Source organism: Asticcacaulis sp. AC402 (assembly GCF_000495835.1).
Classification (GTDB): Bacteria; Pseudomonadota; Alphaproteobacteria; order Caulobacterales; family Caulobacteraceae; genus Asticcacaulis.
Genome location: NZ_AWGC01000004.1, coordinates 62,101 through 88,380 on the forward strand (window position 1 = coordinate 62,101; position 26,280 = coordinate 88,380).

General features: G+C 60.7%; 31 protein-coding genes. 10 read left to right on the plus strand and 21 right to left on the minus strand.

The window, feature by feature from the left end; translation table 11 throughout:
* Window positions 1-9 precede the first annotated feature (9 nt).
* The 4 genes from ABAC402_RS22745 (at window position 10) to ABAC402_RS22760 (ending at window position 3,880) form a co-directional block, all read left to right on the plus strand.
* Window positions 10-894, plus strand: a complete 885-nt coding sequence (locus ABAC402_RS22745) for a hypothetical protein (protein WP_155847277.1) — start codon at window positions 10-12, stop codon at window positions 892-894.
* A 26-nt stretch (window positions 895-920) separates the two neighbouring features.
* Window positions 921-1,511, plus strand: coding sequence for a hypothetical protein (locus ABAC402_RS22750; protein ID WP_023447942.1), 591 nt, complete (start codon window positions 921-923; stop codon window positions 1,509-1,511).
* Window positions 1,512-1,537: 26 nt separating this feature from the next.
* Complete coding sequence (locus ABAC402_RS22755; protein WP_023447943.1) at window positions 1,538-2,131, plus strand: hypothetical protein; 594 nt, start codon at window positions 1,538-1,540, stop codon at window positions 2,129-2,131.
* A 621-nt stretch (window positions 2,132-2,752) separates the two neighbouring features.
* Window positions 2,753-3,880 carry a succinylglutamate desuccinylase/aspartoacylase family protein gene (locus tag ABAC402_RS22760; RefSeq protein ID WP_031235074.1) on the plus strand — a complete coding sequence of 376 codons (1,128 nt, stop codon included), beginning with the start codon at window positions 2,753-2,755 and terminating at the stop codon, window positions 3,878-3,880.
* A 93-nt stretch (window positions 3,881-3,973) separates the two neighbouring features.
* On the opposite strand, the gene ABAC402_RS22765 is transcribed toward ABAC402_RS22760, so the two are convergent.
* The 7 genes from ABAC402_RS22765 to ABAC402_RS22790 form a co-directional block, all read right to left on the minus strand.
* Window positions 3,974-4,342 carry a hypothetical protein gene (locus tag ABAC402_RS22765; protein WP_023447946.1) on the minus strand — a complete coding sequence of 123 codons (369 nt, stop codon included), beginning with the start codon at window positions 4,340-4,342 and terminating at the stop codon, window positions 3,974-3,976.
* A gap of 122 nt (window positions 4,343-4,464) precedes the next feature.
* Window positions 4,465-5,613, minus strand: a complete 1,149-nt coding sequence (locus ABAC402_RS39075) for a hypothetical protein (RefSeq protein WP_023447947.1) — start codon at window positions 5,611-5,613, stop codon at window positions 4,465-4,467.
* Window positions 5,610-5,954: a PadR family transcriptional regulator gene (locus ABAC402_RS22770; RefSeq protein ID WP_023447948.1), complete on the minus strand. Its 345-nt coding sequence runs from the start codon at window positions 5,952-5,954 to the stop codon at window positions 5,610-5,612. The genes ABAC402_RS39075 and ABAC402_RS22770 overlap by 4 nt, the downstream gene beginning before the upstream one ends.
* Before the next feature lie 165 nt (window positions 5,955-6,119).
* Window positions 6,120-6,842, minus strand: coding sequence for a 1-acyl-sn-glycerol-3-phosphate acyltransferase (locus tag ABAC402_RS22775; RefSeq protein WP_023447949.1), 723 nt, complete (start codon window positions 6,840-6,842; stop codon window positions 6,120-6,122).
* Window positions 6,843-6,919: 77 nt separating this feature from the next.
* Window positions 6,920-7,582 carry a YdcF family protein gene (locus ABAC402_RS22780; RefSeq protein ID WP_023447950.1) on the minus strand — a complete coding sequence of 221 codons (663 nt, stop codon included), beginning with the start codon at window positions 7,580-7,582 and terminating at the stop codon, window positions 6,920-6,922.
* A complete protein-coding gene (locus tag ABAC402_RS22785; protein ID WP_023447951.1) occupies window positions 7,583-8,473 on the minus strand; it encodes an ABC transporter permease in 891 nt (296 codons plus the stop codon).
* Complete coding sequence (locus tag ABAC402_RS22790) at window positions 8,470-9,255, minus strand: cell division ATP-binding protein FtsE (protein WP_023447952.1); 786 nt, start codon at window positions 9,253-9,255, stop codon at window positions 8,470-8,472. Before ABAC402_RS22790 ends, ABAC402_RS22785 begins: the two co-directional genes overlap by 4 nt.
* Window positions 9,256-9,464: 209 nt before the next feature.
* On the opposite strand from ABAC402_RS22790, the gene ABAC402_RS39080 reads away from it, so the two are divergent.
* A complete protein-coding gene (locus tag ABAC402_RS39080; RefSeq protein ID WP_023447953.1) occupies window positions 9,465-10,466 on the plus strand; it encodes a zinc-ribbon domain-containing protein in 1,002 nt (333 codons plus the stop codon).
* Window positions 10,432-11,001 carry a phosphoribosyltransferase gene (locus ABAC402_RS22795; protein WP_031235080.1) on the plus strand — a complete coding sequence of 190 codons (570 nt, stop codon included), beginning with the start codon at window positions 10,432-10,434 and terminating at the stop codon, window positions 10,999-11,001. The genes ABAC402_RS39080 and ABAC402_RS22795 overlap by 35 nt, the downstream gene beginning before the upstream one ends.
* 384 nt (window positions 11,002-11,385) lie before the next feature.
* Here ABAC402_RS22795 and ABAC402_RS22805 read toward each other — a convergent pair whose 3' ends face one another.
* The 4 genes from ABAC402_RS22805 to argH are packed head-to-tail and all read right to left on the minus strand — an operon-like array spanning window position 11,386 to window position 15,017.
* Window positions 11,386-11,919 carry a DUF4175 family protein gene (locus ABAC402_RS22805; protein WP_023447956.1) on the minus strand — a complete coding sequence of 178 codons (534 nt, stop codon included), beginning with the start codon at window positions 11,917-11,919 and terminating at the stop codon, window positions 11,386-11,388.
* Between the two features lie 31 nt (window positions 11,920-11,950).
* Entirely contained in the window at window positions 11,951-13,279 is a 1,329-nt protein-coding gene (gene lysA / locus ABAC402_RS22810; protein ID WP_023447957.1) for a diaminopimelate decarboxylase, read from the minus strand.
* A gap of 20 nt (window positions 13,280-13,299) precedes the next feature.
* Window positions 13,300-13,653 (minus strand): hypothetical protein, encoded by a 354-nt coding sequence (locus ABAC402_RS22815; RefSeq protein ID WP_023447958.1) that lies wholly within the window; start codon window positions 13,651-13,653, stop codon window positions 13,300-13,302.
* Window positions 13,650-15,017 carry an argininosuccinate lyase gene (argH, locus tag ABAC402_RS22820; protein WP_052025249.1) on the minus strand — a complete coding sequence of 456 codons (1,368 nt, stop codon included), beginning with the start codon at window positions 15,015-15,017 and terminating at the stop codon, window positions 13,650-13,652. The genes ABAC402_RS22815 and argH overlap by 4 nt, the downstream gene beginning before the upstream one ends.
* Before the next feature lie 49 nt (window positions 15,018-15,066).
* On the opposite strand from argH, the gene ABAC402_RS0119655 reads away from it, so the two are divergent.
* Together ABAC402_RS0119655 and ABAC402_RS0119660 are read left to right on the plus strand one after the other, a co-directional pair.
* Window positions 15,067-15,831, plus strand: coding sequence for a TlpA disulfide reductase family protein (locus ABAC402_RS0119655; protein WP_023447960.1), 765 nt, complete (start codon window positions 15,067-15,069; stop codon window positions 15,829-15,831).
* Window positions 15,832-15,900: 69 nt separating this feature from the next.
* A complete protein-coding gene (locus tag ABAC402_RS0119660) occupies window positions 15,901-16,536 on the plus strand; it encodes a Fe2+-dependent dioxygenase (RefSeq protein ID WP_023447961.1) in 636 nt (211 codons plus the stop codon).
* A 107-nt stretch (window positions 16,537-16,643) separates the two neighbouring features.
* On the opposite strand, the gene ABAC402_RS22825 is transcribed toward ABAC402_RS0119660, so the two are convergent.
* The 5 genes from ABAC402_RS22825 to ABAC402_RS22845 form a co-directional block, all read right to left on the minus strand.
* Window positions 16,644-17,831, minus strand: a complete 1,188-nt coding sequence (locus ABAC402_RS22825) for a DUF418 domain-containing protein (RefSeq protein WP_023447962.1) — start codon at window positions 17,829-17,831, stop codon at window positions 16,644-16,646.
* 1 nt (window position 17,832) lies between these two features.
* The gene (locus ABAC402_RS22830) at window positions 17,833-18,297 is read right to left on the minus strand and encodes a hypothetical protein (protein ID WP_023447963.1); all 465 of its coding nucleotides are present in this window, start codon (window positions 18,295-18,297) and stop codon (window positions 17,833-17,835) included.
* Window positions 18,298-19,173, minus strand: a complete 876-nt coding sequence (locus ABAC402_RS22835; protein ID WP_023447964.1) for a 3-hydroxybutyryl-CoA dehydrogenase — start codon at window positions 19,171-19,173, stop codon at window positions 18,298-18,300.
* Window positions 19,174-19,278: 105 nt separating this feature from the next.
* A complete protein-coding gene (locus ABAC402_RS22840; protein ID WP_023447965.1) occupies window positions 19,279-20,211 on the minus strand; it encodes an electron transfer flavoprotein subunit alpha/FixB family protein in 933 nt (310 codons plus the stop codon).
* A 1-nt stretch (window position 20,212) separates the two neighbouring features.
* Window positions 20,213-20,959, minus strand: a complete 747-nt coding sequence (locus tag ABAC402_RS22845; protein ID WP_023447966.1) for an electron transfer flavoprotein subunit beta/FixA family protein — start codon at window positions 20,957-20,959, stop codon at window positions 20,213-20,215.
* A gap of 226 nt (window positions 20,960-21,185) precedes the next feature.
* Here ABAC402_RS22845 and ABAC402_RS22850 point away from each other — a divergent pair, with 226 nt between their 5' ends.
* Window positions 21,186-21,407 carry a hypothetical protein gene (locus ABAC402_RS22850; protein ID WP_023447967.1) on the plus strand — a complete coding sequence of 74 codons (222 nt, stop codon included), beginning with the start codon at window positions 21,186-21,188 and terminating at the stop codon, window positions 21,405-21,407.
* Here the strand turns inward: ABAC402_RS22850 and ABAC402_RS22855 are convergent, their stop codons facing one another.
* The 3 genes from ABAC402_RS22855 to ABAC402_RS22865 all read right to left on the minus strand — a co-directional run bounded on the left by ABAC402_RS22855 (window position 21,408) and on the right by ABAC402_RS22865 (window position 22,796).
* Entirely contained in the window at window positions 21,408-21,908 is a 501-nt protein-coding gene (locus ABAC402_RS22855; RefSeq protein ID WP_155847278.1) for a hypothetical protein, read from the minus strand. It lies immediately after the preceding gene.
* A 13-nt stretch (window positions 21,909-21,921) separates the two neighbouring features.
* Window positions 21,922-22,476: a cob(I)yrinic acid a,c-diamide adenosyltransferase gene (locus tag ABAC402_RS22860; RefSeq protein WP_023447969.1), complete on the minus strand. Its 555-nt coding sequence runs from the start codon at window positions 22,474-22,476 to the stop codon at window positions 21,922-21,924.
* A 116-nt stretch (window positions 22,477-22,592) separates the two neighbouring features.
* On the minus strand, window positions 22,593-22,796 hold the full coding sequence (locus tag ABAC402_RS22865; protein WP_023447970.1) for a twin transmembrane helix small protein: 204 nt from the start codon (window positions 22,794-22,796) through the stop codon (window positions 22,593-22,595).
* 305 nt (window positions 22,797-23,101) lie between these two features.
* Here ABAC402_RS22865 and ABAC402_RS22870 point away from each other — a divergent pair, with 305 nt between their 5' ends.
* Window positions 23,102-23,731 carry a TetR/AcrR family transcriptional regulator gene (locus ABAC402_RS22870; RefSeq protein WP_023447971.1) on the plus strand — a complete coding sequence of 210 codons (630 nt, stop codon included), beginning with the start codon at window positions 23,102-23,104 and terminating at the stop codon, window positions 23,729-23,731.
* Between the two features lie 252 nt (window positions 23,732-23,983).
* Here ABAC402_RS22870 and ABAC402_RS22875 read toward each other — a convergent pair whose 3' ends face one another.
* Together ABAC402_RS22875 and hisC are read right to left on the minus strand one after the other, a co-directional pair.
* The gene (locus ABAC402_RS22875) at window positions 23,984-25,093 is read right to left on the minus strand and encodes an aromatic ring-hydroxylating dioxygenase subunit alpha (protein ID WP_023447972.1); all 1,110 of its coding nucleotides are present in this window, start codon (window positions 25,091-25,093) and stop codon (window positions 23,984-23,986) included.
* 74 nt (window positions 25,094-25,167) lie between these two features.
* The gene (gene hisC, locus ABAC402_RS22880; protein ID WP_040409789.1) at window positions 25,168-26,280 is read right to left on the minus strand and encodes a histidinol-phosphate transaminase; all 1,113 of its coding nucleotides are present in this window, start codon (window positions 26,278-26,280) and stop codon (window positions 25,168-25,170) included.

Genomic DNA, 26,280 nt, shown 5'->3' on the forward strand with positions numbered 1-26,280 from the left:
GAGTGCGTTTTGCCTGTTTCGTTTCGTTTTATTGCTGCTTCTCTCGCCCTGGCTCTGACGGCCGGGTCCGCCCAGGCACAAGCAACCCAAACAACAACCCTGACGGCCGATCAGTCCAGGCAACTCGGCGCCTACATAAGACAGATGGGTGGGAAAACGCCCAAAACGGATACCAACGCCGATACGGCCCACGCGATTGCCATTCCTGCCACGCCCGGCATGGCTGCCGGCGCTGACGTCGCGACCGCTGTCATGCCCGATACCCGCACCCTCGACAATCTTCTGGCACTGAGCGCCCCTGAGTCCGAACCGGCGGGCCTTGCCTTCGGCGTGGCCAGCGGATTCGGCATACAGCCCGCAGTGCCAGAGGTGGCCATCTGGGACCAACAGGCCGGCAGAGCCATCGTTGCCGCGTTTGAAAACCCTGGCAAGATCACCGCCGATCAGGCTGCCACCTTCGCCGCTGCGCCCGGGCTGAACCCGGCCTTCGAAGAAAGAATGGGACTGGCCCGCACCCTGTTCCGCGTTGACGGTACCGAGGACCTGATCCGCCACTTCGTGTCGACCGAGCACATGAAGCTGATCATCCAGGAAGTGGCACGCCATATCGACTTCAACAAGCTGACCGAGACTGACCGTTACCGCCTCGCGACCATCGCAGCCGTGGCGCAGACCGAACTCGAGGACAAGGTTCTCGACCTCAATGCCCGCACCCAGGCCGGCATTCTGACCGCTCCGGAACTGATGCAACTCATCGCGGCTTTCGACATCGATCCGCAGCGCAAGCTGACCCATTTGCGCCTGAACGACGATGGCAAAATCGATCGTGCCGCTGAGCTGGACCTGCGTCTGGCCCAGTACCAGATCGTCAAACAGTTTGAAACCGGCCAGTAGCGCCGCGACTGGGAAGGAATCGGCCCATGCGCGTTGCGAAGGCCTTTGCGCTTACCGTGGCCCTTTCGGGCGTGGTTCCTTTTTTCCTCGCCCATGTCACCCTAGGTATCCCGACGGCGGCAGCCCACACGGCTCAACCTGTCGCGGCCACTGATCTGGCCAAGGGCCGGCAGATCATCACCAATCTGAAGATGTTCGACTTGCTGATGTTCGGTGGCCGCAAGGGACTGATAGGTACGCCTGAGATCGCCGCCCTGCCGAAGACCGATCAGGCGGGCCTGATAGCGTTGTTCAATGCAGAGATGGAGCTGCGGCGGGCTGGTGTCATCGACGCCTTGGTCGCAGCTAATTTCGAGCGCTTAAGCGCCACCCAACTGGATCAGCTGGTCCAGTTGTCGAACATCAAATACACCCAGGACCTGGTCCTGGCCGGTGGCGACCCCAGTTTGGCCACGCCCAACGCCGCCGGCATGACCGCAGCGGAACGCGACCTGTTCTACGGACTTATTGGTCAGATATGGGTCAGCAAATTCTTCACCACGTTCGACTATTCGAGCGCCGCACCTTTCTTTACAAGCGCCGGCGAATCCGCCTTGGCGAGTTACCATGCCGAGTGACAATGCTTCAACAGGAGGGTCCATACATGACCGTTAAGAAATCCCTCAAGGTTCTGCTTGCCGCCTCTGCCTTGATGGTTGCGCCTCTGGCAGCTGTCATCGTTGCGGCGCCCGCAAGCGCCCAAACAAGCGATCTGGCCAAGCTTCAGATCACCACCCAGGTGATAGGAAATCTCAAGATCGTCGATGTTATGGCGCGCGCCGGCGCCCAGACCCTCCTGGCCGATGAAACCGTAAAGACCTTAACACAGCCGGAGCAGGACCGGCTGGTCAGCTTCTATACGGACGGACTGTACGCACAGGAGTCCGTACTCAATGAGAAGCTGGCGACCAGTTGCACCGAGGCGTTCACCATGGAAGAATTGAAGGTGCTTCTGCGTCTGTCACAGATCAACTACATCCAGCAACTCGTCGCCCAGGGCGGCGACCCCTCCCTGACCGCCGATCCAGCGACCATGACAGCGGCGGATAGGACCTTTTACGATCAGTATGCCGATAGTGACATCGTGATGCGGCTTGCCAGCAAGATCAATTTCGATGTCATCAAACCCGAGTTGGAAGCCATCACCCTGAAGGCGTTTACCGATTTTCTGGCCTGGCGGGCGCACCTGCCGGCCTGACCTTGCCTTGTTGAGCAATTGAGCGCTAAAAAGGGTGGCCGCACGCCCGAGTAACCCGCATGTTTACCGTCAGCCGCCCCGCCACCCCTGTCGAACGCGCTCTCGACGAGGCCATAGCCAATCTCCGCCGCGGTAACCCCGAAGCGGCACGGACAGCCGCCCGCCGGGCTGCCGAACTGGACCCGGCAAGGCTTGATGCCTTGTGGCTGTGGGATTGCTCTGCCAGCGAGCTGTGGGCCTTTGCCGAAGCCGAACGCGTCTTCGCCGAGGGCGCCAGGCGCACGCTTCCGGCCACACCACGTCAGGTGAGCTTTCTGGCCCAGCATGCCCGCGCCCTGGCCTCTCTGGGCCGCAATGCCAAAGCCATCGCTGTCGCGGACCGGGCCCTGGCGGCAGGTGCTTCCGATGGCGGCAACCTCAATATCCTGGGCGCTGTGTTCCAGCAGGCCGGGCAGATACCGCGCGCGCTGGAAGTGCGAAAACGCGCGGTCAATGACGAACCGGGCCTCGGCGCCTGGCGTCGCTACGGCGAGAAGCTCGATCCCCTGAAACGACGCCTGATCGTCATCGGCGCCATTGACGCAGACGCAAAAGCCCTATCATCCACCAAAAGAGAACCGCATGAAACCCTTTCTTTCCCTGCTTGCTGCCGGGCTGCTGGCTGCCACGTCCTGCCCCGCCGCCACCTTGTACACCGGCGACCGCATCGACGGCGCCCGGGTGATCGAACGCCTGGACGTTGCCGACTTGCCGGTGGGCCGGACCAAACTGTGGTTCCGCGCGCTCGATAATCCGACCGGCCAAGCCTGGTACGTCCCGGTGGTGGTGGTCAAGGGCGAGAAGCCTGGCCCGGACTTCTTGCTGACTGCCGGCATCCATGGCGACGAGCTTAACGGCATCGCCGTCATCCAGCGCCTCACCCAGGAGATTGACCCCAGGACCCTGAGCGGTGCCGTGGTGGCCATACCGGGCCTGAACACGCCAGGCCTGCTGCATTCGACGCGCACCTATACGTCCAGCCATGGTGGCGCCGGCGGCAATCTCAACCGGCTGATCCCGTCCGACCCGGAAGCGGTCGCCGGTGATACCGATGCCGCTACGCGCTTTGCTGCCCGGCTGTGGTCGCAGTTGTTCATGGGCAATGCGGATTTCGCCATCGACCTGCATACCCAGTCGCGCGGCGGCACCTATGCCGTCTATGTCTTCGCCCAGACCAAGGCAGCGCGGCACCTCGGCGATCTGCTGCGGCCTGACGTCATTAACATGGACCCCGGCATCGAAGGCGCGGTCGAGAATATGCTGAACGGTGTGGAGATTCCGGCAGTCACCTATGAGCTGGGCACCGCCGAATCGTGGGATGAGGCCTATATCGGGCGCGCCATGGCCGGGATCCGCAATGTCATGATCGATGCCGGTATGCTAACCGGCCAGGTCGCGACCGCCGGCCCGGCGCCCTTTGTCGGCAACGAGACCCGGGACGTCAGCTCGCCGCACGGCGGTTGGGCCCATTCCAAGGTCAGGCTGAACCAGGACGTCAAGGCCGGTGAGGTCATGGCGGTCATCACCAATGCTTTCGGCGACGTCACAGCGACTCTGAAGGCACCTTTCGACGCCCGGGTGATCGTCGTCCCGGTCGACCCGCGCACCGACCCGGGCGAGACGGTGATCCGGCTGCTGCGCTGGAACGACACCCTGCCCTGCAAGCTGGACGGCTGCCCGACCAGTGTCGATATGGTCAAGGATAACTGAGGGCCGCGCAGCGGAACCTTCGAAAAGATGGTCCACAGATTACACAGATTACACAGATCAAGAGGGATTAAGAAAGCATCGGCAACGCTTACTTTAATCCCTCTTGATCTGTGTAATCTGTGGACCCACTTCGCACAGAATCCGCTGCGCGGAAGGATCAGGCTTTCGCTCCGGACATGCGGGGCGGGCCATCAAAAACCACGCCTTCCTGATCCGGCCACCGAGCACCTCGTAGATGCCGACCGCATCGACCTCGCCCTTGCCGTACGGAAAGTTGCGCGTCACCCGTTGGGTATCGACCACCCGGTTGCCCATGACGGTCCGGCTGATCAGCACCGCCTTCAGATCCGGCTCCAGCAAACGCACGACGTGAAGGGCGCGGATATCGCCATAACCCTTGGCCAGAAGCGTGTGCGGATGCTGGTAAATCCCGGCGTCGAGCTCCCAGTACGATATGAACATCTCAATACCACGGACATCGTAGGCGGCCAGCTAACCGGCGACGATTTGCTCCGCACTCAACCCTTCTTCAAGTGTAATCCGCTTCTCCATGCCGCACCGAATCGCCGCTTCGCCCCAATCTGTCAAGCGGACTGACCTGTCAAGCGGCCCCGTTCGGCGTAGCCGCCGGATACGACATCCCACAGGCCACGCAGAGCGCGGAAGAAACCGCCGATCGCCGTGAAGGTGAGGATCAGGGTCACGACCGTTTCCAGCGGTACAGGGACAGGGTGCGCCACAAAGGCCAGGACCCGCTCAATGAGTTGGGCAACGCTGTTGAAACCGACGATGGGCGCAATCGAGGAAGCTGTCCCGATCCATGCGGCTATGAAGATCGCTGACACGCCAATAACGATATCGACCAGTCCCCGCAGCCGAACCCCGCCCGGATGGGTGAGCATCACCACGCCATAGGCGATCAGGGCGGCAAAATAGGCGAGGAACGGCCAGTAGAGCTCTGCCTTGAAACCCGGCCAGTCGACCTGGGTCAGCGCCCCCGGATAAAGGCTCAGGGCCGCGAAATCGATCGAAATCGACGCGAGTCCGAAGCGCAGAAGTCCGACCCACCACAGGATCAGTACCACTCCAACGACGATGATGGCGATCCCGCGCCCCGTCGTCGACTGTCCGATGGCCCGGAAGTCATCACTGAAATCGAAGCCGGCCGTGGCCGTAGCGTGTTTTGACGTCTTCATCTGTTCCATCCATTCCTGGACATCGGTCCAGTCCCAAAAAGCGAAATCGAGAAAGCGGAGATCCTGGACGCGCCAGGTGTTGAGATAGTCGAGATTGATGCCCTTGCGCTCGGCCAGCCAGGCGGCGACCGTGGCAAACCCGATCAGGGTCATGGCACCGGTGACGCCCGAACCGATCGCCGCTCCGAAGGCATCGGCGATATCGCCGCCGCTCAAGGCCTTGACGACAAAGACGATCACCGAGACGCAGACCTGGATGATGACGGCGAATCGCACGGCAAAGGCCCAGTAGGGGTAAAGCGCCGGGCCGACGCCGTATTGCGGCCCATCGCGATAGCGCGCCGCCACCACGATCGGGTGACCGAAATCGCGCAGCAACTGCTCGGTTTCGCCATCGTTCATCGGGCGGCCCAGTTCGGCCTCTTTCGCTTCGATACGTGTCAGGATTTCATCGCGCAGTTCGGCGACGATGTCTTCACGTTTAGAGCGCGGCAAAAGGCGCGATACGGCGCGCAGATAGTCTTCCAGCATGGTCATCGCCCCTGCTCCCCGGTGATTTTCTCTAATGACATATTGATGGTCCGCCATTCCTGGATCAGCCTCTGCAGCATGGCTTCACCGGCGGGCGACAGGACGTAGAACCGCTTCTTGCGTTTCTCCTCCTCGCGCCATTCGCTGTTCAGCAGCCCCTTGCTCTCCAGCCGTCGCAGCAGGGGATAGAGGGTGCTCTCCTCCATCTCGAGCCCGTCATCGGCCAGGGCCTGGCGCAAGGTATAGCCATAGCGCTCGACGCGCAGACGCGCCAGCACGGCCAGTCCCAGGGAACCGCGGCGAAGTTCCGCGCGCAGGCTTTCATACAGGTCGCCATCCTCGTCCATAGACTGTGCCTCATACACTGTATAATACATACTGTGTGATATACAGTGTATGAAATACAGGATGCAGAGTCAAGCGTTTGGTTTTGTGGGTTTCAAGGATTGGGGAGCACCTCGCCTTATCCTCAAACATTCCGCCAACCGGCAAGGCCGGCGTAGGATAAGATATCACCGCGGCGCGGTCTGCTCTGCAATCAGGATGTTCGACGCAGTTTCAAGCCGGTCCTTGACCTGGGCCATGAACTCGGCGCGTTTCAGACCCGCCGGCAGTGGAGGCAGGAATTCGAACACCACCGTGCCCGGCTTGCGATCGATGCCGTGGCCGGGCCAGAATTGACCGGAATTGGTTGCCATCAGGTGACACGGCACCTCCAGGTCGCGGTAAAGTGCCGCGACACCGGGCTTATAGATCGGGTCTTTACCAAGCTCAGACCGTGTCCCTTCGGGAAAGATCAGAATCTGGCGGCCTTCCGTCAGCCGCTCACGGCAGGCTGAGACCATACTCTTGAGAGCCTTGGCGGCTTCGTCGCGGCGCACTGGCACCATCTTGGTGCGCGCCGCAAACCAGCCCAGGAACGGCATGTACAACAGTTCCTGTTTGAGAACAAAAGCCGGCAATTTCAGCACGGTGAACGGCGCGATGGTGTCGAGCATGCTCAGGTGCTTACCAGCCAGAAGAGCAGGGCCATCGGGCATGTGTTCCAGGCCGCGGAACTCGACCCTGATCCCGACGATCCAGCGCGCTCCGAACAGGACGGTGTGTCCCCACCAGCGGACCGGCAGCATGGCATAACGCAGTGGCAGGAGCATGAAAGGCGAGCAGACGATGCCGTAGAAGGCCATCGAGCCGTAGAGCCACAGTATGAAAAGCAGGGAGCGCAGTCGAGTCATGCTTAAGGCGTACCCGCGACCGAACGAATTGGCAAGGATACCATAAGGTCAGGTCTGCTTAAGGTCACATTAGGACCTTAGCCCACACTCATGGCTGAAGCATCCGTTTCCGAACCCGGTGGCGGAATTTCCTTCTTGCCCTCGTCGCCCATCGACCGCGAAACGCTTAACACCGCATCGCGGCCAAGGATCGCCAGGTACTTGCAGTATTCCAGCACGATGAGGCGTGCGCCTTTCGGCGATTTCCACCAGTCGCGGGCATTGAGGTCGGCGGTCGGAACCGGATAGGCGACAAAGTGGGCGTCGGGCATGTCGGCCTTAAGCTCCAGAAGCGACCGCGGCATGTGATAGTCCGAGGTCACAACGATCAAGGTATCGAAGTCGTGACCGCGCGCCCATTCGGCGATTTCGCGGGCGTTCTGGACGGTGTTTTCTGCCTGATAGCCCAGGTCGACGCAACATTCATACAACCGCTTGGAGCCTTCGGTAACGTCCATCAGTTCGGGGCGCTTGACGTCACGATTGACGCCGGAAATGAACAGGCGCTCTCCCTTGCGCCGTTCCAGCAGTCGCATGCCTTCCTTGAGCCGCATGTCTGAAGCGCCCGTCAGGACAACAATGGCGTCAGCAGGCTCCTCGGGCTCGATCGCCGGAGTAGAGTCGATGACGCGGTCGGCAAAGACCAGAAGGCCCGCGCCCCACAGCAACACCACAACCAGGAATGCGATAAGACTACGCACCTACCCCTTACCTCCCAGCAACCGCAAGGTGACAATCCTCGCCGTGACGGCGGCAATAACGGCCACCACGAACGGACATGGAAGTAATACTAACAGGTCTAACCATGAAAAGGGAAGAGCCACTGCGAAGCTTTGTGAGGAACCTGTGGCTTTTATGACCGCCATCACGCCGGCAGCGATGGCCGCGCCCAGTAAACCGGACTCGAACGCCATGCGGGCAAAGCGGTACTGAAAACGTTGCGCGATAAACAGATCGCTGGCGCCGCACAGCGACAAAACCTCGACGATATTGGCCCGCGCTGTCAGCCCCGCCCGGGTGGCGAAGCCGACCACCGCCGCGGTCGCGGTAAAAATGATGAAGAAAATACCAAACGAAATCAAACGTATAGTCAAAGCGCTTTGCTCGACATCCTTCATCCACACCGAATGGTCGTCGATTGAGGCGTCGATATCGTGGGCAATCAGGGCTTCGGTCAGCGCCTTGGGCGTCGCCGGCGTCTTGGGATCGAGTCGCACGGTGACCAGGTTGGGAATCGGCAGGTCATCGAGGATGGCCTCGCCCAGCCACGGCTTGATCAGTTCCTTGGCTTTTTCCGGCTCAATGGCCGTCACCTGCCCGACTCCCTTGACCCCGGCCAGGACCTCGGCGGCCTTGGCTGCGGCGACTGAACCACTTTCGAGACCGGTCGGCCGCACCTGGACCGTCATCTCGGCCCGGATCTCGCGCGCCCAGCCGCGTGCCGCACGGTCCGACGCCATAACGATCAGCGCCGCCAGGCAGGCCAGAACGCATAGCACGCCAATGACATAATGCAGGGCGATCTCGCGCTGATCCTGGTCGGGCAGGAGGTGGCGCGCTTTCATCGACGCCAGGCGGGAAACGACGGTCATGACGGTACCGTGGCGTTGAGGTCGCGGCGGAAGATATGACCATCCTTCAGTTCCAGCACCGGCATACCCGAGGCGCGGACCAGGCTTTCGTCATGGGTGGCGATGAGCACGGTGGCGCCCAGCCGGTTCAGTTCGACAAACAGCCGCATGATGCGCAGACCCATGGCGTAGTCGATGTTACCGGTCGGCTCATCGGCCAGGATCAGGGTCGGTCGCGTGACGACGGCACGGGCAATGGCCAGGCGCTGTTTTTCTCCGCCCGACAGGACATGTGGCATGGCCTGGAGCTGGTTCTTCAGTCCGACCCAGCTGAGCAATTCGGAGACATCGTCGCGGTACTGACGGAAGGGTTGGCCGTGGACGAACAAAGGCAGGGCGGCATTATCGAAAACGTTAAGATGTTCGAGGAGACGAAATTCCTGGAAAACGATGCCCAGTTTCGAACGCAGGCGTGCGATCTGCGCGCGGTCGGAGCTGTTGACGGTCTCACCGAAAAGGGAGATCCGGCCGGCTGACGGTGGTTGCGCCAGGTAGATCATTTTCAACAGGGAGGTTTTGCCGGCGCCCGACGGCCCGGTCAAAAAGTGGAACGACCCGGCCGGAAGCTGAAACGACAAGGATTTGAGGATGTAGTTGGCGTCGGACAGGTGGGCTTCGCGGCTGCCGCCATAGCCCAGGCTGACATTGTCGAAGGCCACGACGGCGTCGTCACCGGGCAAAAAGCCCGGGACCGCGTTGGTCACCACGTTTTTCTGGCGATTTTTTTCGATAGACTGAGCCATGGTGCCACGAAGCGGTCAGGCTTGACCGGTTGTTAAGACTTTTTAGCGACATATGGTTAAGAAACTTCGTCATTTGTCGGGCGAAGACTAGTCTTATACCAAAAAGTGCCCCGCCTTCCTGTGCCCCGTATACCTGTGCCCCGTCTACCTGTGCATCATTTACGTCCTGTGCAGGATTTGGAGCGGGGCGTTCCAGATCCGTTCCGGTTATGATTCTCACCTGTCCCAACTGCGCGACGCGCTATACATTGCAGGACTCGCAACTGCCCTCCGGCGGGCGGACGGTGCGATGCGCAGCGTGCAAGTCGACCTGGCATGCCGAGCGCCAGGAAGACCCGATTGAGCTGCCGCTGCCATCGCCATCGGCACCGTCCCGTGCCGAAGACCTGCAGGACGTCAAGCCGCGCAAACTGCCCGGCCAGTATCGCGCCATGGTCGAGGACAAGAAGCGGCTGAAGGAACTGACCGCCCAGGGCATCGTCTGGGGCGTGATGGGGGCGACCGTTATCGCCTTTCTGGTCATCGGCTTCTTTTTCCGCGTTGACATCGTCCGCGCCTTCCCGCGCGTCGCCGGCGCCTATGCCATGGTCAACATCCCGGTCAATGCCTCCAATCTGAGCATAGATGAGTACACTGCCGACGCTGCCTTCAAGGACGGCCGCTTCGTGGTGACAGTCAATGCCAAGATCACCAACCTGGTCGATCGGCCGACGCGGGTGCCGCCGGTCAAGATCAAGCTGTATGACGCTACGGGTGAGCCGTTCGACACCGTTCTTATTCCCTCAGGCGGCCTGATGGTCGAACCAGAAGCGACCCGCACCCTGACTTTCGACGTCAAGGATCCGAAGAACCTGACGGCGGGCGGGTCCATACAACTCGGCTTCGATCTTGAGGCCATGAACAAGCCAAACCTGGCCCTGCGCAACGAAAGCCCGAAACAACACGATGGCGGCGATCACGGTACGACACCTGCGTCCAGGGATAAAAATCATGGCGATGCCGGGCCAAATGACGCCGGTCATGGTAAGCCTGCAAACGATTCGACTGGACACGGCCCGGAAGAGTCCTTAACCGGGGGCATCGCGCCGGACCACGGCGCGGCAGATCATGCTATGGCCGGTGACGGTCATACTCCCACGGCACCGGCTCTCCGGTCCGAACTGCCGGCCAATGCTCATGACGACCACACCCCAGAAAAGTCCGGCCACTGACGTGGCTCTCGTGCCGACCGTCCTTATTGACGAGGCAGAGGTCCAGCAGCGCGTCCAGGTCCTGGCCGACCTCCTGGTCAGCTATATTCGTCCGGACTGTGTCGGCATCTGTTTGCTGACCGGGGGTATCTGGTTCGCCGCCGACCTGACGCGGGCCCTGAACCGTTCCGGCCGCGACATCGCCTTCGACGCCCTTTGGCTGTCGTCGTATGGTGACGACCATCACAGCGGCGCCATGCTGATCCGCGCACCATTGCAGCGTCCGGTCGAGGGCCGGCAAGTGCTGATCATGGACGATGTGCTCGATACCGGTGCGTCACTGAAGATTGCCGTCGAGATCGTCCGGGAGGCCGGCGCTGCCGAGGTCCTGACAGCAGTGTTTGCGCGAAAGCCCGATCCGTTGAAGGACGGCAACCGGCGCGAGATAGATGCGGACTTCACCGCCTGGGAAGCCCCGGCGCGTTATCTGGTCGGCTATGGCCTGGACGACGGCGGCAAGTACCGTGGCCTGCCCTACGTCGGGGCGATGGATTAGGGCCTCACGATAATCTGGAAACAGGCGAAGGCAGCCCATGGTGAGCCGGCCACCCAGATTGTATAATAAACCATGCTGACCCAAAAACCGAAGGGCTGAGATGTTCGATGCTTGGACGGGAACATCGTCCAAGGGGCTATAACCCTACCTCTCCTAATGCCGCCAACAAGCTGAAAGATGGCGAACGACGTGGTTACGATGATAAAGGCCGCCAAGAAGTAGCCTAATACCAATCCATGATGACCTTGACTCATCGTGGATTGGCAAGGGCGACTGCCCGCCCGAGCTTACGCGAGGAGCCATGCGGCGCTTGAGCTGAAAAAATGCGAATACCAAGCGTCATTCTTTATGAGGCTTGGTATAAGCCGTTTTCCTCGAAATCCACTATTTCCGCGCCAGATGCATATCCGCCGAAGCTTCCAGTTGGGCGAAGGGCATAAAGCCGTGCTGTACCCGGCTCCAAGGTACCGGTCCAAGGACCAGGAAACCCAGGACCGCCGCCACCAGGGCCACAAAGCGAAGGGCAAACGGATCGGACTGGGCGATGCCGGCCTTGGCCTTGCCGACCCTCAAAGGCGGCTGGTCGACCTGATGGCGCATGGCCAGGATGCGCTCGGGCTTCAGCCCGTTGTCTACCGCCACACGCGTGTTCAACTCGGTAAAGGTCGGCATGCGGAAGTTGAAAACCGCCCGGAACGAGGCGAAGATCGCCACCAGCAAACCCAGCGACAGCATCGCAGCATGAAGCCAGCTCGGCAGGTAGAGGAACAGTCCCCACTGGGCCGCAACCGCAATCAGCGCCACCAGCAGGACATAGGGAAAGAGGGCCGGAAGCAGACGCTCCCAGATCATCACCAACCGCGTCCAGAACAGGGCGCGGTTCAAAGGTGACAAGGCTGACGGCTTGCTTACCGACATAACTCCCCCAGGGACACTCATCTTCATCAATCTATGCCAAGGCTACCCGCGGCCGCAAACCCTTAGGTTCCAACCACTGGGGCAAGGGTTCGCGCGCAATCATCTCATCATAGCTGGGGCGAGGACGCACGACGGCGAAGCGACCGTCACGCACCAACACCTCAGGGGCGAGCGGACGCGAATTATATTCGCTCCCCATGACAGCGCCATAGGCCCCTGCCGTCATGAAGGCGACCAGTTCACCCGCCCGCAGCCGGGGCAATTGCCGGTCGCGGGTAAACGTATCGCCGGTTTCGCACACCGGACCGACCACGTCATAGATCTCGGCATCGTCATTGGCCGGTTGCACCACCGGCCGGATGTCATGATAGGCGTCGTACAGAGCCGGGCGCAACAGATCGTTCATCGCTGCGTCCAGGACCAGAAACTTTTGGCCGCTGTCGCTGCGCTCATGGACATGGACGACTCGCGACACCAAAACCCCGGCATTAGCCGCGATCAGTCGGCCGGGCTCGAAGGTATAGCGAACCCCCAGATTGCCGACCGTCAGGGCCGCCATTTCGGCGAAATCGGCCGGGTTCGGCGGTGTCGGCTGGTTGAAATAGGGCACGCCCAAGCCACCACCCAGATCCAGCCGCTCGACGCTTAGGCCTTCGGCACGGAGAGCCTCGACCCAGCCCCTCATGCGCGAAAAAGCCGCCTGCATCGGCGTCAGGTCGGTGATTTGCGAACCGATATGACAGGCAATGCCGACCGGCGCCAGGTTGCGGTGCGCGGACGCCTCGGCATAGAGTTTCAGCGCCTCTTCAGCAGAAATGCCGAACTTATCCTTGGCGCCGCCGGTGGTGATCTTGGCATGGCCGCCGGCGCCGACACCTGGATTGATCCGGATGACGAAGGGGGCGATCATGTTCAGCGATGCCGCCACCCGGGCCAGGCGGTCGAGTTCGGGCCTTGATTCGACGTTCAGCTGATAGATGCCGGCCTTTAGCGCAAAGGCCATTTCGCCGTCGGTCTTGCCAACGCCAGAAAAGACGATGCGCTCGGCCGGAATGCCGGCGGCCATCGCCTTGCGGATCTCGCCCTCACTGACCGTATCGGCACCACAGCCGGCAAGCGCCAGGGTGCGCACGACGGCAAGGTTGGAATTGGCCTTCATGGCATAGGCCACCAGCGGCGCCTCTTCCTTGGGGGAGCGCAAGGCCGGCATGGTGCTCAACGCGCCGGCGAAGACAGTATAGTGCCGTTCGAGCGTCGCCGATGAGTAGACATAGACCGGGGTCCCGACCTCGCGGGCGATCTCCGTAAGGGAAACGCCTTCGCAATGCAGTTCACCGTCCTGGTAGTCGAAATGGTTCACACGAAACCCGATCGGTAAGTCTATTTGGGAGTGTTATTGTTGAAGATGGTGGCGTTGCCGAAGCCTTCGAGCGGCGCGTCCTGCACCTTCTTGTTGCCGCGGTAGGGGTCGTCCATCCTGTTGTCGTCGTCGGCTTGCGGCAGGGCGCGTTCAGTCTCGTTCGGCGCGGCGCTGTCGTCCAGCGTGGCGGTCGAGCCCCCGCCGGCGTTCTTCGACGCCGACCACGATGCCTTGGCGTCATCACCATACACGGGCGGCGCCTGTTCGAGCGTACCCAGCTTGCCGCAGGCCGACAGCAGCAGCGCTCCGCCCAGCAGGGCCATGCCCGTCAGGGCGGCCGAGGTAATTAGGCGGGTCTTGTTGACGGTCATCATAGGCGGCGATCCTTCCAACTCTGGATTTGTTTACGAACCTGATCCGGCGCCGTGCCGCCATAGGACTGGCGGGACGCGGCGGAAGCTTCAGGCGTTAAGACCTTATACACATCCTCCGTGATCCTGGCTTCCAGATTTTGCAGATCAGCGAGGTCTAGTTGCGCCAAATCCACACCCTTGTCGTCAGCCAGGCGAACGGCGGCACCGGTAATGTGGTGGGCATCGCGGAACGGGATGTCCAGGGCTCGAACCAGCCAGTCGGCCAGGTCCGTCGCCGTCGAGAAGCCGGCGCCGGCAGCTGCGCGCATCCTGGCCGTGTCAGCGTCAAGATCCAGTACCATTCCGGTCATGGCGCGAAGGCCCAGATCGAGGGCATCGAAGGCCTCAAACACGGGCGGCTTGTCCTCCTGCATATCTTTGGAATAGGCGAGCGGCAGTCCCTTCATCACCGTGGTCAGGGCGATCAGCGAACCTGTGATCCGGCCGGTCTTGGCGCGCACCAGCTCGGCGGCGTCAGGATTGCGTTTCTGTGGCATGATCGACGAACCGGTCGAGAAGGCGTCCGACAGTTTGACAAAGCCAAACATCGGCGTCGTCCAGATGACGATTTCCTCGGCCAGGCGCGACAGGTGGCCGGCGCAGATGGCGGCATGACCAAGGGCTTCAAGGGCGAAGTCGCGCGCCGATACCCCGTCCAGCGAATTGGCCATCGGCCGGTCGAAACCCAGCTCGGTGCTGGTAGCAAAGCGATCAATCGGGAACGGCGATCCGGCCAGGGCGGCGCAGCCCAGCGGGTTCTCGTTCATCCGCGTGCGCGCATCGGTAAAGCGCGAGTGGTCGCGGCTGAACATTTCGACATAGGCCATCAGGTGGTGGCCAAACGTCACCGGCTGGGCCGGCTGCAGGTGGGTAAAGCCTGGCATCAGGGCGTCGGCATATTGCTCGGCGCGTTGCAGCAGTGCCCCTTGCAGGGCCAACAGTTGATCCAGCGTCACGTCAATCTGATCGCGTACCCACAGGCGAAAATCAGTCGCCACCTGATCGTTGCGCGAACGCGCCGTATGCAGCCGCCCGGCAACCGGCCCGATCAGCTCGCGCAGGCGCGCCTCGATATTCATATGAATATCTTCGAATTCGTGGCGGAAAGGAAACACGCCCGCGTGAATCTCATCCTTTATCTTCGCCAGTCCGTCGTCGATCGTTTTGGCATCGCCAAAACTTATGATACCTTGTTTTGCCAACATGGCGGCGTGGGCGCGCGAGCCGCGCAAGTCCTGCTGCCAAAGGCGTTTGTCGACATCGATGGAAACATTGATGGCTTGCATAATTTCATCGGGTCGGGCACTAAATCGTCCGCCCCACATCTTTTGCCCCTGTTGGGGTTTGGGGGACGCGTCGTCGGTATGATCGCTCATGGATAACCCTTTGGACAGTGACGAACTGAAGACGGCGCAACCCGCGCCGCGGCCCGATCAGACTGCGCAGCCTATAGCCGAGGACGGTGGCGAACCCAAGTGGCGCGACACTGGGAAAGCACAGAAAAAGCGCCGGCCAAGCGGCCTGGTGATTGCCGTCGTGATCGCTGCTATTGTCGCTATCGGCGTTCTGGGTTTTGCCGCCTGGAAGCTGGCGCCGCAACTGTTCGGCGGTGCACCGCTGACCGGTGCTGAATCCGCGGTCAAGGCGGAAGCCGAAGGGCCTTTGGCGCCCTATGTCAAGGGTTCGATCGCGAGCATGGTCACCTTTGCGTCGCCCCAGAAGATTGACAACCTCGCTTTTCTCGACCGCAACCGCAAGACCCTGCACCTGGCCGATTTCAAGGGCCAGGTGGTGGTGCTGAACCTGTGGGCGACTTGGTGCGCACCGTGCCGCTATGAGATGCCAACCCTGGCTAACCTGCAAAAACACTATGCCGGCAAGGGTGTTGCGGTGGTGGCCCTGAGTGGCGACACGGATGACAAGTTTGCCGACGTCAAGTCCTTCATCGACGTCCAGCAGCCACTGGAGGTCTATGTCGATCCAGATCTGGTTGCCAAGACCTCGAAACTGAATGTCGCCGGCCTGCCCTCGACCCTGATCCTCAACAAGAACGGGGACATGGTTGCCCGTCTCGATGGCGAAGCTTCGTGGGATACGCCTGAGGTCATTGCCCTGCTGGACAAGCTCAACGCCGAGTAATCGCCGTTTACAACAGAGCGGGCGGGAGGCAAGGTCCGCCTCCCTTTTCGTTTTCTCTGGCGATTCTTTATGCTCTTCATTCAATCTGCCCTCGACAAGGAAGAACTCGCCGAGGTCGCGATCCGGCTGAAGGCCCTGCCGGCCGGTGCCGTCCGCCGCGGCAAGGCTGGCGAGCCGCAACACAACGATTCCAAAGCGCGTGCGGTCATGGGCTGGGTCAAGTCACTCGTCACCCGCCACCCGCTGGTCCAGGCCTATGCCCAGCCGGCGCGGTTTTCGACCTTTATCCTGACCAGACACATGGAGGGTGAACGCTTCGGCCTGCATCCGATCGATCCGCTGATGAAGGACGAGAACGGCAATCCGATGCGGACGGACCTGACCTTTACGCTCTTCCTGACACCGAAGCTGGACTATGATGGCGGAGCGCTGACGCTGGAAGCCAATGACGGCACGCGTGATATCCGTCTGGAGGCCGGAGATATGGTGATCCACAAGACCAGCCAGCTTCACCAGGTGGCGCCGGTCATACGCGGCGAGCGGTTGGCCTGTGTCGGCTGGATTCACAGCCTGACCAAGCGCGAGGACGAACGTGATATCCTTTTCGACCTGCAACGCATGCTGCTCGTGGCGACCGACCGCGACCAGGTGCTGATGCTGCGCAAGACGATCGGCAATCTGGTGCGGATGTGGGGCGAGGTCTAGAGCGCAATCCGATAAAGTGTGCAGCACTTTTCGGAAAAATTGCGCGACAAAACAAAAACTTAGAGAGGGGTTTTGATTCTACCTAAAGCATCGAACTCCAGTCCTCGTCACTTCAGGATTGGCATCCAGCGCTGATAGGTCAGACAGCGCCACACCCACTCGAACGGCCCGTATCGGAAGACCTGCAGCCACAGTATACTGAAGAGCAGTTGCCCGATCCAGATCGCCGCCACGATCGGCACCAGGCCTGAATGATTGATCGTTCCGAACAGCGGCAATTCGTAGCCAAGGATCACCGTCCCCGCGGGAGCGCGGCCGCCATAGAATAAAGCCGTCATGATCAGCGACTGCGTCAGGTAGTTGGTAAAGGCCATCCGCCCGACGCAGGCCAGGGGATACAACAGCCAGCCGCCGCGGGACCGCGCCACCAGGACCAGGACCGACGCATAGCCCAGCGAAATCACCAGCGGCAGCAAGGTCTGCACCGCCTCTTCCAGGAGCCATAACTCCGACGCCCTGTCACCGTCGGCAACGAAGGGAAAAAGCAGGCCCGCGGTCAGGACCACACTCGCAGCCCCGGCCGCGATCGCCAAAACGTACCAGACAGCCCGGCTTTCGCCCTTCAGAAAGCCGGCCTTGAACAGGCCAAGCCCGAGCATCATCAGACCCAGGGTATGGGGGCCATAGAAGATCACCACCGGAAGAACATCCTTGAGCCACTGCCAGGCATTCCCCGTCAATGAACTCCAGAAGCCGGAGCGCATCTGGTCGACAAGACCGGGGTCGCGCGGCGGCATCTCCATCGCCGACGGCATGATCTGCGCCAGGATGTTAAGGCCCAGTATGGCGCCGCTGGTGACAAGGTAGACGATGACACCCATCAGGATCAGCCAGCGCGCCGGCCGGTTGCGCCATTGCATGAAGACCAGTCCGGTCACAGCGTAGAGCAAAAGAATGTCACCGTGCCAGATGAGAGCACCATGGATCAGGCCGAAGACGAGCAGCCAGATCAGCCTTCGCTGCAGTGGGTTTTCACGACTTTCCCCGACCAGAAAAACGCTGACACCGAACAGCAGCGAAAACAGGGTTATGAATTTTTCGCGGGCAAAGCTTTCGATCGCCCAGTGGGCCAGAGCATCCGCTTCGCTCATCGGCACCGGTGACAGCGTCGGATCGACATAGACGTCGAAGGGTTGGGCGAAGGCGATGGCGTTGACGATCAGAATGCCCAGAATCGACAGGCCTCGAATGTGATCGAGCGTCGCGAACCGTTCCCCTTCGCGCCCACCCGTCATATCAGATGATCTTGCGGCTAAGGGCCAGCCCCTGCAGCGCAATGGCCGTAGGTATCGACAGGGCCAACTCGCCCAGACCTTTCAAGCCGCGATAGATGGTAAAGGCAGAGATCAACTCCTGGGTCAGCGTCGCGCCCTTGATCATGTAGTTGAGCAGAGCGGCGATGTTTCCAGCCAGGGTTATGAACAGGGCACCGCACAGCACAATTACCAGAGCATGCAAGCGCGAAGGCGGCAAGGTTATCTTCCACAGGACCAGCGACGCCACGACCCAGAAAGCTGCCAGCACCATCTGACGCTGGACCTCTCCCAGGACTTCCGCCAGGGTGCCGCCAGGCGTTTTTGTGTCGGTTACGAGCCATGCTGCGACCAGCCACAGAAGCCCATGCAGACAAAGGGCCGCCACGGCGGACAGGATCATCCACGTCCGTTCAGGTGTGCGAAACTGCAGGGCACCTGATGTCATTTAGCGCGTCGGGACCGGCTTTTCGCCGCGATAGTCGTAGAAGCCGCGGCCGACCTTGCGGCCCAGCCAGCCAGCTTCGACATATTTGACCAGCAATGGACATGGGCGGTACTTGGAATCTGACAGGCCGTCATACAGGACGTTCATCACCGCCAGAACTGTATCCAGCCCGATAAAGTCGGCCAGTTCGAGCGGCCCCATGGGATGATTGGCACCCAACTTCAGGCCGGTATCGATGGCATCGACGGTACCCACACCTTCATACAGGGTATAGATCGCCTCGTTGATCATCGGGATCAGGATGCGGTTGACGATAAAGGCCGGGAAGTCCTCTGCGACGGCCGTCGTCTTTCCCAGCGAGCGGGCAAAGTCGATAGCGATTTCATAGGTCGAACTCTCGGTGGCGATACCGCGGATGATCTCGACCAGCTTCATGACCGGGACCGGATTCATGAAGTGCAGGCCAATGAACTTGCCCGGCCGGTCGGTCGCCGCCGCCAGACGGGTGATCGAGATTGACGAGGTGTTCGACGCGAGAAAAGCCTCGGGCTTCAGGTGCTCACACACCGACTTGAAGATGGCATTCTTGACCTGCTCGTTTTCTGTCGCCGCCTCAATGACCAGATCGCAGTCCTTCAGGTCCTGAACCGAGGCCGCCGGCATCAGGCGAGACTGGGCACCTTGCGCATCCTCAGCCGTGATCGTTTCCTTTTCGACCAACCGGTTCAGTCCGCGTTCGATCCGGGCGAGGCTGGCCTTCACTGCATCCGCAGATTGATCATAGAGGAAAACGTCGTAGCCCGACTGGGCACACACCTGAGCGATACCGGCCCCCATCTGGCCTGCGCCGATAATACCGACTGTCTTGATGATCATGCCCGGGTCCTTATAGATACTGTATCTTCCATATAGCGCTGCTGGCCGGCGTAAAACAACGCGGCCCGCCATATTTTTTGCGATGTGAACGCGTTTGGGGCCGGATCAGCCCAGCGCCGTCATCAGGTCTGGCAAAACGGTCTTGTAATCACCGACCAGGCCGTAGTCGGCGACACTGAAGATCGGCGCCTCCGGGTCCTTGTTGATGGCAACGATGACCTTGGAATCCTTCATCCCGGCCAGGTGCTGGATAGCGCCCGAAATGCCGATGGCGATGTAGAGATCCGGCGCCACCACCTTGCCGGTCTGGCCGACCTGATAGTCGTTCGGGGCATAGCCGGCATCGACGGCGGCACGGGACGCACCAACGGCGGCGCCAAGACGTGCAGCCAGAGGATCGAGAACGGCTTGGAACTCCTCGGCCGAACCGAGCGCACGGCCGCCGGAGACGATGATTTTGGCGGCACCCAGTTCCGGGCGATCCGACACAACCTTCTCTTCCGAGATGTAGCGCACCTTGGACGAAGCCGCAGGCGCCGCTGTGCTTTCGATGGCCGCGTTGCCGCCGTCACCGGCTGCTTTGAAGGCCGTCGTGCGCACAGTCATGACTTTTTTGGCTTCTGCGGTCTGGACGGTTTCCAGGGCGTTGCCAGCATAGATCGGGCGGACGAAGGTGTTGGCGTCGACCACTTCGATAACGTCCGACAGCAATGAGACGTCAAGCAGAGCCGCAACGCGCGGCGCGAAGTTCTTGCCGGCCGACGAGGCCGGCACGGCGACAACGTCATAACCGGCAGCCAGGCCGGTGACCAAGGCGGAGACGGCCTCGGCCAGTTCTTGTTTCAGTTCGGCAGATTCCGCCGTGAGGACCTTGCGCACACCGGCAATTTTCGCGGCCTGGGCGGCGACGGCGGCAAGACCTTCACCATAGACAAGGACGTCGATGTCGCCACCGAGCCTTTGGGCTGCGGTGACGGTCTTGTTGGTGGTGTCGCGGAGGTGGGCGCCGTCGTGATCGGCAATGACGAGGACGGACATGTTACAGCACTCCCGCAGTCTTGAGGTTGGCAACCAGATCGGCGGCGTCGGCGACCTTGATCCCGGCCTGGCGCTTGGCCGGTTCAGTGACCTTGACCACCTTCAGGCGCGGCGTGATGTCGACGCCGTAATCGGCGATCGACTTGACGTCGAGCGGCTTCTTCTTAGCCTTCATGATGTTCGGCAGCGAGGCGTAACGCGGCTCGTTCAGGCGCAGGTCGGTGGTGATGACCGCCGGGAGCTTGACGCCGATCGTCTGCAGTCCGCCGTCGACTTCGCGGGTCACCTGGGCTTCACCGTCGGCGATGACCACCTTCGAGGCGAAGGTTGCCTGCGGCCAGTCAAGCAGGGTGGCCAACATCTGGCCGGTGGCATTGTTGTCGCCGTCGATGGCCTGCTTGCCCATGATGACGATGTCGGGTTTTTCCTGTTCGATGACGGCCTTGAGCAGCTTGGCGACGGCCAGGGGCTCGACGTCCTGATCGGTCTGGATCAGGATGCCGCGGTCGGCCCCAATGGTCAGGGCGGTGATAAGGGTGTCTCGCGCCTGGGCCGGCCCGATGGAGACGGCGACCACCTCGGTGGCGATGCCCTTTTCCTTGAGACGGGTGGCCTCTTCGACCGCGATTTCATCGAAGGGGTTCATCGACATCTTGACGTTCGCCAGGTCGACACCCGACTGGTCCGCCTTGACGCGCACCTTGACGTTGTAGTCCAGAACCCGCTTTACGGGCACCAAAAGCTTCATGGCCTTGTCACCTCTCGCCGGGCGCAGACCCTGTTTTTGTCTGCGCCATCTTTTGACGCGATCTCTACGACGTGCGCCGCCAAAGTCAATCAGTCACGCTACGGCAAGTGGCGAATTTAGAGTAAAAAAGGCTGTTTTTTCATTGCCCTCGCGGAAGGTTTGGCGCATAAATCGCCAGAATTTCTTCCCTTCCCTATAGTTTTCGCCCCGACAGCTCCTGCACGCCATGAAAAGTAAAATCCCTCACCTGAAATTCTACTTTGTCGGGCTTTTCGCTGCCGCCAGCCTGGCCGTAACGGGTTGGCAGTTGCTGTACGAGTTTCCGCGTAAAAAATGTGAGGATGCCGGAAACTGGTGGTCTTACAAATACCGCGAATGCGCCGTCCCGCTGAGCATTGTCAATATTACCGGCCGACCTGTCGCGTCCGAAGCCTCCGCGAGCCAGTAATCAGGGCGCCTTCAAGGCACACTTCATCACCCTTGGTGTTACTTGCGGTTTGGTCAGGACGCCGCGGGCGATGCTGCAGTCGACAATGTCATGGTAAAAATTGGCCTGGGTAACACCGATGGCGTTGGTCTTGTACTGAACCTGGCCATCGGCCGTGTCGGCCAGAAGCGTAACATCCAGCCCCTCCCCCGTCACCTTGATGCTCCTGGTGCTACGGTCAACGACAAAGGTCTGGCTGCCCATCGGCAGTTCGTGTCGATCATTAGCCTTGGCGGCCGACGCACTTGTTGGCAAACCGTAGTAGATGGTGGTGACGCGCAGTTTGTCGTTGGCCTCGGTCAACGCCGCCATCCCCTTGTCATCGATTTCGATGGTGATTTCATGTACCGGCAGCGGCGCACCGGACCAGGGCGTACCCGTTTGCCTGGCGGCATCCCCGTCGTCGCAGCCCGTCAGCACCACGAGCGCGATGGCAGCGACAAGGCTGATGACGGTTTTCAAGCTGTTGGCCTCTTTATTGACCCGGAACCCATAGCACATCGGCCCGCCCTTTGTCATTGGCATGCCGCGCCAGTACGAACAGCAAGTCCGACAAACGGTTTAGATACTTCAGAGCCTCCGGATTAACGGGTTCGGTACGGTTCAGGGTCACCGCATCGCGCTCCGCCCGCCGCACCACAGTACGCGCCAGGTGCAGGTGGGCGCTCAGGGCATTGCCAGCGGGCAGAATGAATGAGGTCAGCGGGTTCAGTTCATCATTGTGCCGGTCGAGCGCCGCCTCCAGAGCCGTCACCTGGGGGCTACGGATGCGAACTGGCGTCCAGGCAATGTCATCGCTGGGCGTCGCCAGGTCGGCGCCGAGATCGAACAGGTCGTTCTGCACCACGCAGAGCAGGTCGTCGAAGTCGCCGTGGCTTTGCAACCGGACCAGGCCCAGAGCGGCATTGGCTTCGTCGACGCTGCCGATGGCGGCCAGGCGCGAATCGTCCTTGGACCGGCGCGATCCGTCGGCCAGTCCGGTCTTACCGTCGTCGCCCGTCCGGGTATAGATCTTGTTCAGCTTGACCATTCAGACATCCTCTGGCGGCAAACGGCTGTCTTCCCGCTCTAAATTTTTGCTTTGCAAGCAATTTTTCCGAAAACGGGGACGCCAGTGCGGTGGCTTCCACTTTATCGGATTGCGCTCTAGCGGCCCTGCTGGACGAACCAGACGGTGATGATTAACAGGACAATGGCGATCGCCTGGAACAGTACGCGCAAGCGCATCAATTTGTTGGACCATTTGCGGCCGAAATCACCGCCTTTGAACAGACTGTAAAGGCCGAAACCCAGCACGACCACTACCGCGAACATCGCCAGAAGCGACAAAATAAGGAGAAACAGGCTCATGAGCGCTTCATCGCGCTTTTGACGGCAAATGTCGAGGGGCTTGCATGCAATCGATATTACCCCATATGAGAACATTTCCCTTATGATACAAGGTCGTTCGTCGTTTTTTTCGATCGATAAAAATAACCGCCTTTCCCGTTGAAACCGCGGAGTCGCCATACTATTAGGAAGGGCCGGACCACGGAAAATTTTCCGTAGCGTCAACTTTAGTGTGTGTAACCCGTCCAATGTACGAAGTCAGTAGCTTGCCCCAAACCTCCCGCGCTCCCTCCCCGCCCTCCTCCCTCGACTCCCAGGACACGCCGTTGCCCGTTGTCAGCCGCGCGCGTTCCAAGGAACGCAATCGCCAGAAGATTCTCGATTCCGCTATGGCGCTGTTTCGTGAACGTGGTTTCGAAGCCGCCACCCTGCGCGATATGGCCAAGGCCGCCGGCTTGTCAACCGGCGCCCTGTTCGCCAATTTCGCCGATAAGAACGAGATTTTCCTGATCGTCGTCGAGCAGGAAAACGCCCGTGTCATCACCGTCATGCGCGAAGCCTATGACGAAAACCTGGACCTTACCGCCCGGCTCCATCAGCAGTTGATGCGCGGCTACGAATATGCTCAGGTTAATGCCCGTCTGATCCTATCGGCCTTCGTGATGAAATGGAGCGCCGGCCAGACGGCTCAGACAGGGTTGAACGAAATCGCCCGCATGAGCGATATGGTGCGCTACGCCCTTCTGGATACGTTGAAAGCGGCGGTCGAGCGCAAGGAACTGCCAGCCCATGCAGCCATCGAGGCCGCGGCGGAAATCCTGGAAGACCTGTGTTTCGCCAATATGCGGCGCGCCTTCCAGCATAGCCGCGAACCGGCCACTTTCGACGTCAAGCAATTGTCGGACAGTGTCACCTTGCAGGTCAAGCTGGTGATTGCGGGCCTGCGGAACGCTTAAAGACTAACAGCGCCAGAGTCTTACCTTATACCAAGCCTCATAAAGAATGACGCTTGGTATTCGTTTTTTTCAGCTCAAGCGCCGGACCAGGCGCCCCCCATGGCTCCTCGCAAAAGCTCGGGCGCCCGAAGTACGTTCTCTGGCGCGCTTGCCAACCCACGATGAGTCAAGATTTTCGCGGGTTGACATTATACTCCCCCGCATAGTGGGGGCGTATAAGCTTTTATTGATTTTTCAAGATATTGGGACTTTCTATGACGTCCATTTGAGAGTCGTTGGCTTCACTGGGTTCACGAACGCCCGGCCTTCGCCGCGCGCCGACATCCATTCCTTCTTGAGCTGCTGATACCACTTGGCCTGGGTATCGGCGTCGTCGATCCACAACAGGCTGGGGTCGTACTTCAGCCCCTCGTTCTGCAGATTAACCATGTCACCGTCCTGCTGCAGGAAGGCCTTGGCCCCCAGCCGGAATAACGGCGAGATGAAGCGGAACAGGCCGTGGTCGCTCCAGAAAATCTGGGTAATACGGGTGGTCGTGTCATCGATCGGCGTCAGGCAGGTCAGGCCCAGCACCTGCTTTGCACCGACCTCGATATGTTCGTATCGGATACCCGGAAGGCGGAAGGTGATCTCGGTGGCCGGCGCGCCGCCCAGAATCTTGTAGGCGCGGGAATTTTTCGACGGCGCATGCCGGACCATGGCGAAACCATGCTCACGCGGCTCGAATGCCTTGATCTTGGATAGTTGCGACTTGGCCGAGCGCCACCACCATTGCTGATGGACATAGGGGCCATGAGCCGGATCCATCAGACCGACCACGGCGTGATCAATATGCGACTCGAAATCCATGGTCTCGACGATGATTGGCGTACCACCGACCACGCCCGGAAGCTCTGGCGGTTCATGGTCGGGCTCGGTCGGACGGCGGGCGTCAGCGGTAATAAAGATCCAGACAATGCCCTGCTGTTCACGGATGGCGTAGCTTCGTACCCGGACGCGATCGACATCCATCTCCTGGTCCGGCGTCAGGGACGGGACCTTGGTGCAGGTGCCTTCGGTATTGAAGGTCCAGCCATGATAGGGGCATTGCACAACACAGGACGCGCCATCGCGCACCATCTGGCCAGCCGACAGAGGCGCTGCACGGTGGGGACAAATGTCACGGATGCCGTAGACCTTGCCATCGAGATCGCGGCCCAGCAGAACCGGTTCGCCGAGAAAAACATAGCGTTGCAGCTTGCCGGGCTTGAGATCGCCGGACAGGGCGGCGAACCACCAGCAGTCTTTCAGGAACCCCTGGCCGAAAGCAATGCGTTCCGTTTTTTCGGCGCGCGAGGCGGATGTGGTGGTTTGATCAGGCATGGAATCTCAGGGGGTCGTGCGGCAATCGCAATAACATAGCGTCTAATCGCCGCCAGTGCGACCCCTTGCCTCGCCTATCGCTCTGAAACGCGCGCAAACCGGCCCAGCGCCTCCAGAAAAGCCTCGTTTTCGGCATCCTTGCCGACCGTGACGCGCAGGCACTGTGGCAAGCCGTAATTGACAACATGACGCACGATCAGCCCCTGTTCCATCAGGAATTCATTGGCACGCGCGGCTTCGGCGGCGTCGCGGAACCGGATCAATACGAAGTTGCCCGCCGAATTGCCGACCTCCAGGCCGAAGCTGCGGATCGCCTGGATCAGGCGCGGGCGCCACAACGTCACCTGGGCCCTGGACGCATCGATATGGGCCCTATCCGACAGGGCGGCGACCGCCGCAGCCTGGGCAGGCAGGTTGATGTTGAACGGCATGCGGATGCGGTCCATGGCGTCGATCAACGGCTTCGGGCAGTAGCCGAAACCGACGCGCAATCCAGCCAGGCCGTGGATCTTCGAAAAGGTCCGTGTAACCACGATATTGTCGTGGCCGCGCGCCATCTCCAGTGCCGATTCCCAGGTCGGCTCGTCGACGAATTCGGCATAGGCCTCGTCGATCACCAGAATGATGTCCGACGCCAGGCGCGACCGCAGGTCGGAGATTTCCTCCGGCGTATTCCACGTCCCGGTCGGATTGGCCGGGTTGGAGATATAGACCAGCTTTGTGCGGGCATCGACCAGTTCCAAGAGGTTATCGATATCGACGCGCAGGTCGGGTTCGGGCGCCAGGCGGACCTGCGCCTGGCAGGCCAGGGCACTGATGCGGTAGGCCAGAAAGCCGTGCTCGCCCGTGACGATGTTATCACCGGCTTCGAGATAGGTCTGGTTCAGCAGGCCAAAGACCTCGTCCGAACCGTTGCCGAAGATCAGCCGCTCGGGTTCCAGGTCGTGATAGGCGGCAACCGCTGCGCGCAGCGGGTTGGCGTGACCGTCGGGATAGCGGAACAGTTTGGACTGAGCTTCGGAAAAGGCTGCCGCGGCCATAGCCGAACAGCCGAGGGCGTTTTCGTTCGACGACAGTTTGATCGGTTCGGCGACGCCGTCGATCTTCGACTTGCCGCCAACATAGGGGGCGATATCGAGAATACCGGCTTTGGGCGCGGGGGCGTCGTAGGTCACAGGCTTGTCCAT

Coding starts and splice junctions, on each gene's coding strand:
- ABAC402_RS22750 (WP_023447942.1), top strand. CDS start 921: ATGCGCGTTGCGAAGGCCTTTGCGCTTACCGTGGCCCTTTCGGGCGTG.
- ABAC402_RS22755 (WP_023447943.1), top strand. CDS start 1,538: ATGACCGTTAAGAAATCCCTCAAGGTTCTGCTTGCCGCCTCTGCCTTG.
- ABAC402_RS22760 (WP_031235074.1), top strand. CDS start 2,753: ATGAAACCCTTTCTTTCCCTGCTTGCTGCCGGGCTGCTGGCTGCCACG.
- ABAC402_RS22765 (WP_023447946.1), bottom strand. CDS start 4,342: ATGTTCATATCGTACTGGGAGCTCGACGCCGGGATTTACCAGCATCCG.
- ABAC402_RS39075 (WP_023447947.1), bottom strand. CDS start 5,613: ATGACCATGCTGGAAGACTATCTGCGCGCCGTATCGCGCCTTTTGCCG.
- ABAC402_RS22770 (WP_023447948.1), bottom strand. CDS start 5,954: ATGGACGAGGATGGCGACCTGTATGAAAGCCTGCGCGCGGAACTTCGC.
- ABAC402_RS22775 (WP_023447949.1), bottom strand. CDS start 6,842: ATGACTCGACTGCGCTCCCTGCTTTTCATACTGTGGCTCTACGGCTCG.
- ABAC402_RS22785 (WP_023447951.1), bottom strand. CDS start 8,473: ATGACCGTCGTTTCCCGCCTGGCGTCGATGAAAGCGCGCCACCTCCTG.
- ABAC402_RS22790 (WP_023447952.1), bottom strand. CDS start 9,255: ATGGCTCAGTCTATCGAAAAAAATCGCCAGAAAAACGTGGTGACCAAC.
- ABAC402_RS39080 (WP_023447953.1), top strand. CDS start 9,465: ATGATTCTCACCTGTCCCAACTGCGCGACGCGCTATACATTGCAGGAC.
- ABAC402_RS22795 (WP_031235080.1), top strand. CDS start 10,432: ATGACGACCACACCCCAGAAAAGTCCGGCCACTGACGTGGCTCTCGTG.
- ABAC402_RS22805 (WP_023447956.1), bottom strand. CDS start 11,919: ATGTCGGTAAGCAAGCCGTCAGCCTTGTCACCTTTGAACCGCGCCCTG.
- ABAC402_RS22815 (WP_023447958.1), bottom strand. CDS start 13,653: ATGATGACCGTCAACAAGACCCGCCTAATTACCTCGGCCGCCCTGACG.
- argH (WP_052025249.1), bottom strand. CDS start 15,017: ATGTGGGGCGGACGATTTAGTGCCCGACCCGATGAAATTATGCAAGCC.
- ABAC402_RS0119655 (WP_023447960.1), top strand. CDS start 15,067: ATGGATAACCCTTTGGACAGTGACGAACTGAAGACGGCGCAACCCGCG.
- ABAC402_RS0119660 (WP_023447961.1), top strand. CDS start 15,901: ATGCTCTTCATTCAATCTGCCCTCGACAAGGAAGAACTCGCCGAGGTC.
- ABAC402_RS22825 (WP_023447962.1), bottom strand. CDS start 17,831: ATGACGGGTGGGCGCGAAGGGGAACGGTTCGCGACGCTCGATCACATT.
- ABAC402_RS22830 (WP_023447963.1), bottom strand. CDS start 18,297: ATGACATCAGGTGCCCTGCAGTTTCGCACACCTGAACGGACGTGGATG.
- ABAC402_RS22835 (WP_023447964.1), bottom strand. CDS start 19,173: ATGATCATCAAGACAGTCGGTATTATCGGCGCAGGCCAGATGGGGGCC.
- ABAC402_RS22840 (WP_023447965.1), bottom strand. CDS start 20,211: ATGTCCGTCCTCGTCATTGCCGATCACGACGGCGCCCACCTCCGCGAC.
- ABAC402_RS22845 (WP_023447966.1), bottom strand. CDS start 20,959: ATGAAGCTTTTGGTGCCCGTAAAGCGGGTTCTGGACTACAACGTCAAG.
- ABAC402_RS22850 (WP_023447967.1), top strand. CDS start 21,186: ATGAAAAGTAAAATCCCTCACCTGAAATTCTACTTTGTCGGGCTTTTC.
- ABAC402_RS22860 (WP_023447969.1), bottom strand. CDS start 22,476: ATGGTCAAGCTGAACAAGATCTATACCCGGACGGGCGACGACGGTAAG.
- ABAC402_RS22865 (WP_023447970.1), bottom strand. CDS start 22,796: ATGAGCCTGTTTCTCCTTATTTTGTCGCTTCTGGCGATGTTCGCGGTA.
- ABAC402_RS22875 (WP_023447972.1), bottom strand. CDS start 25,093: ATGCCTGATCAAACCACCACATCCGCCTCGCGCGCCGAAAAAACGGAA.
- hisC (WP_040409789.1), bottom strand. CDS start 26,280: ATGGACAAGCCTGTGACCTACGACGCCCCCGCGCCCAAAGCCGGTATT.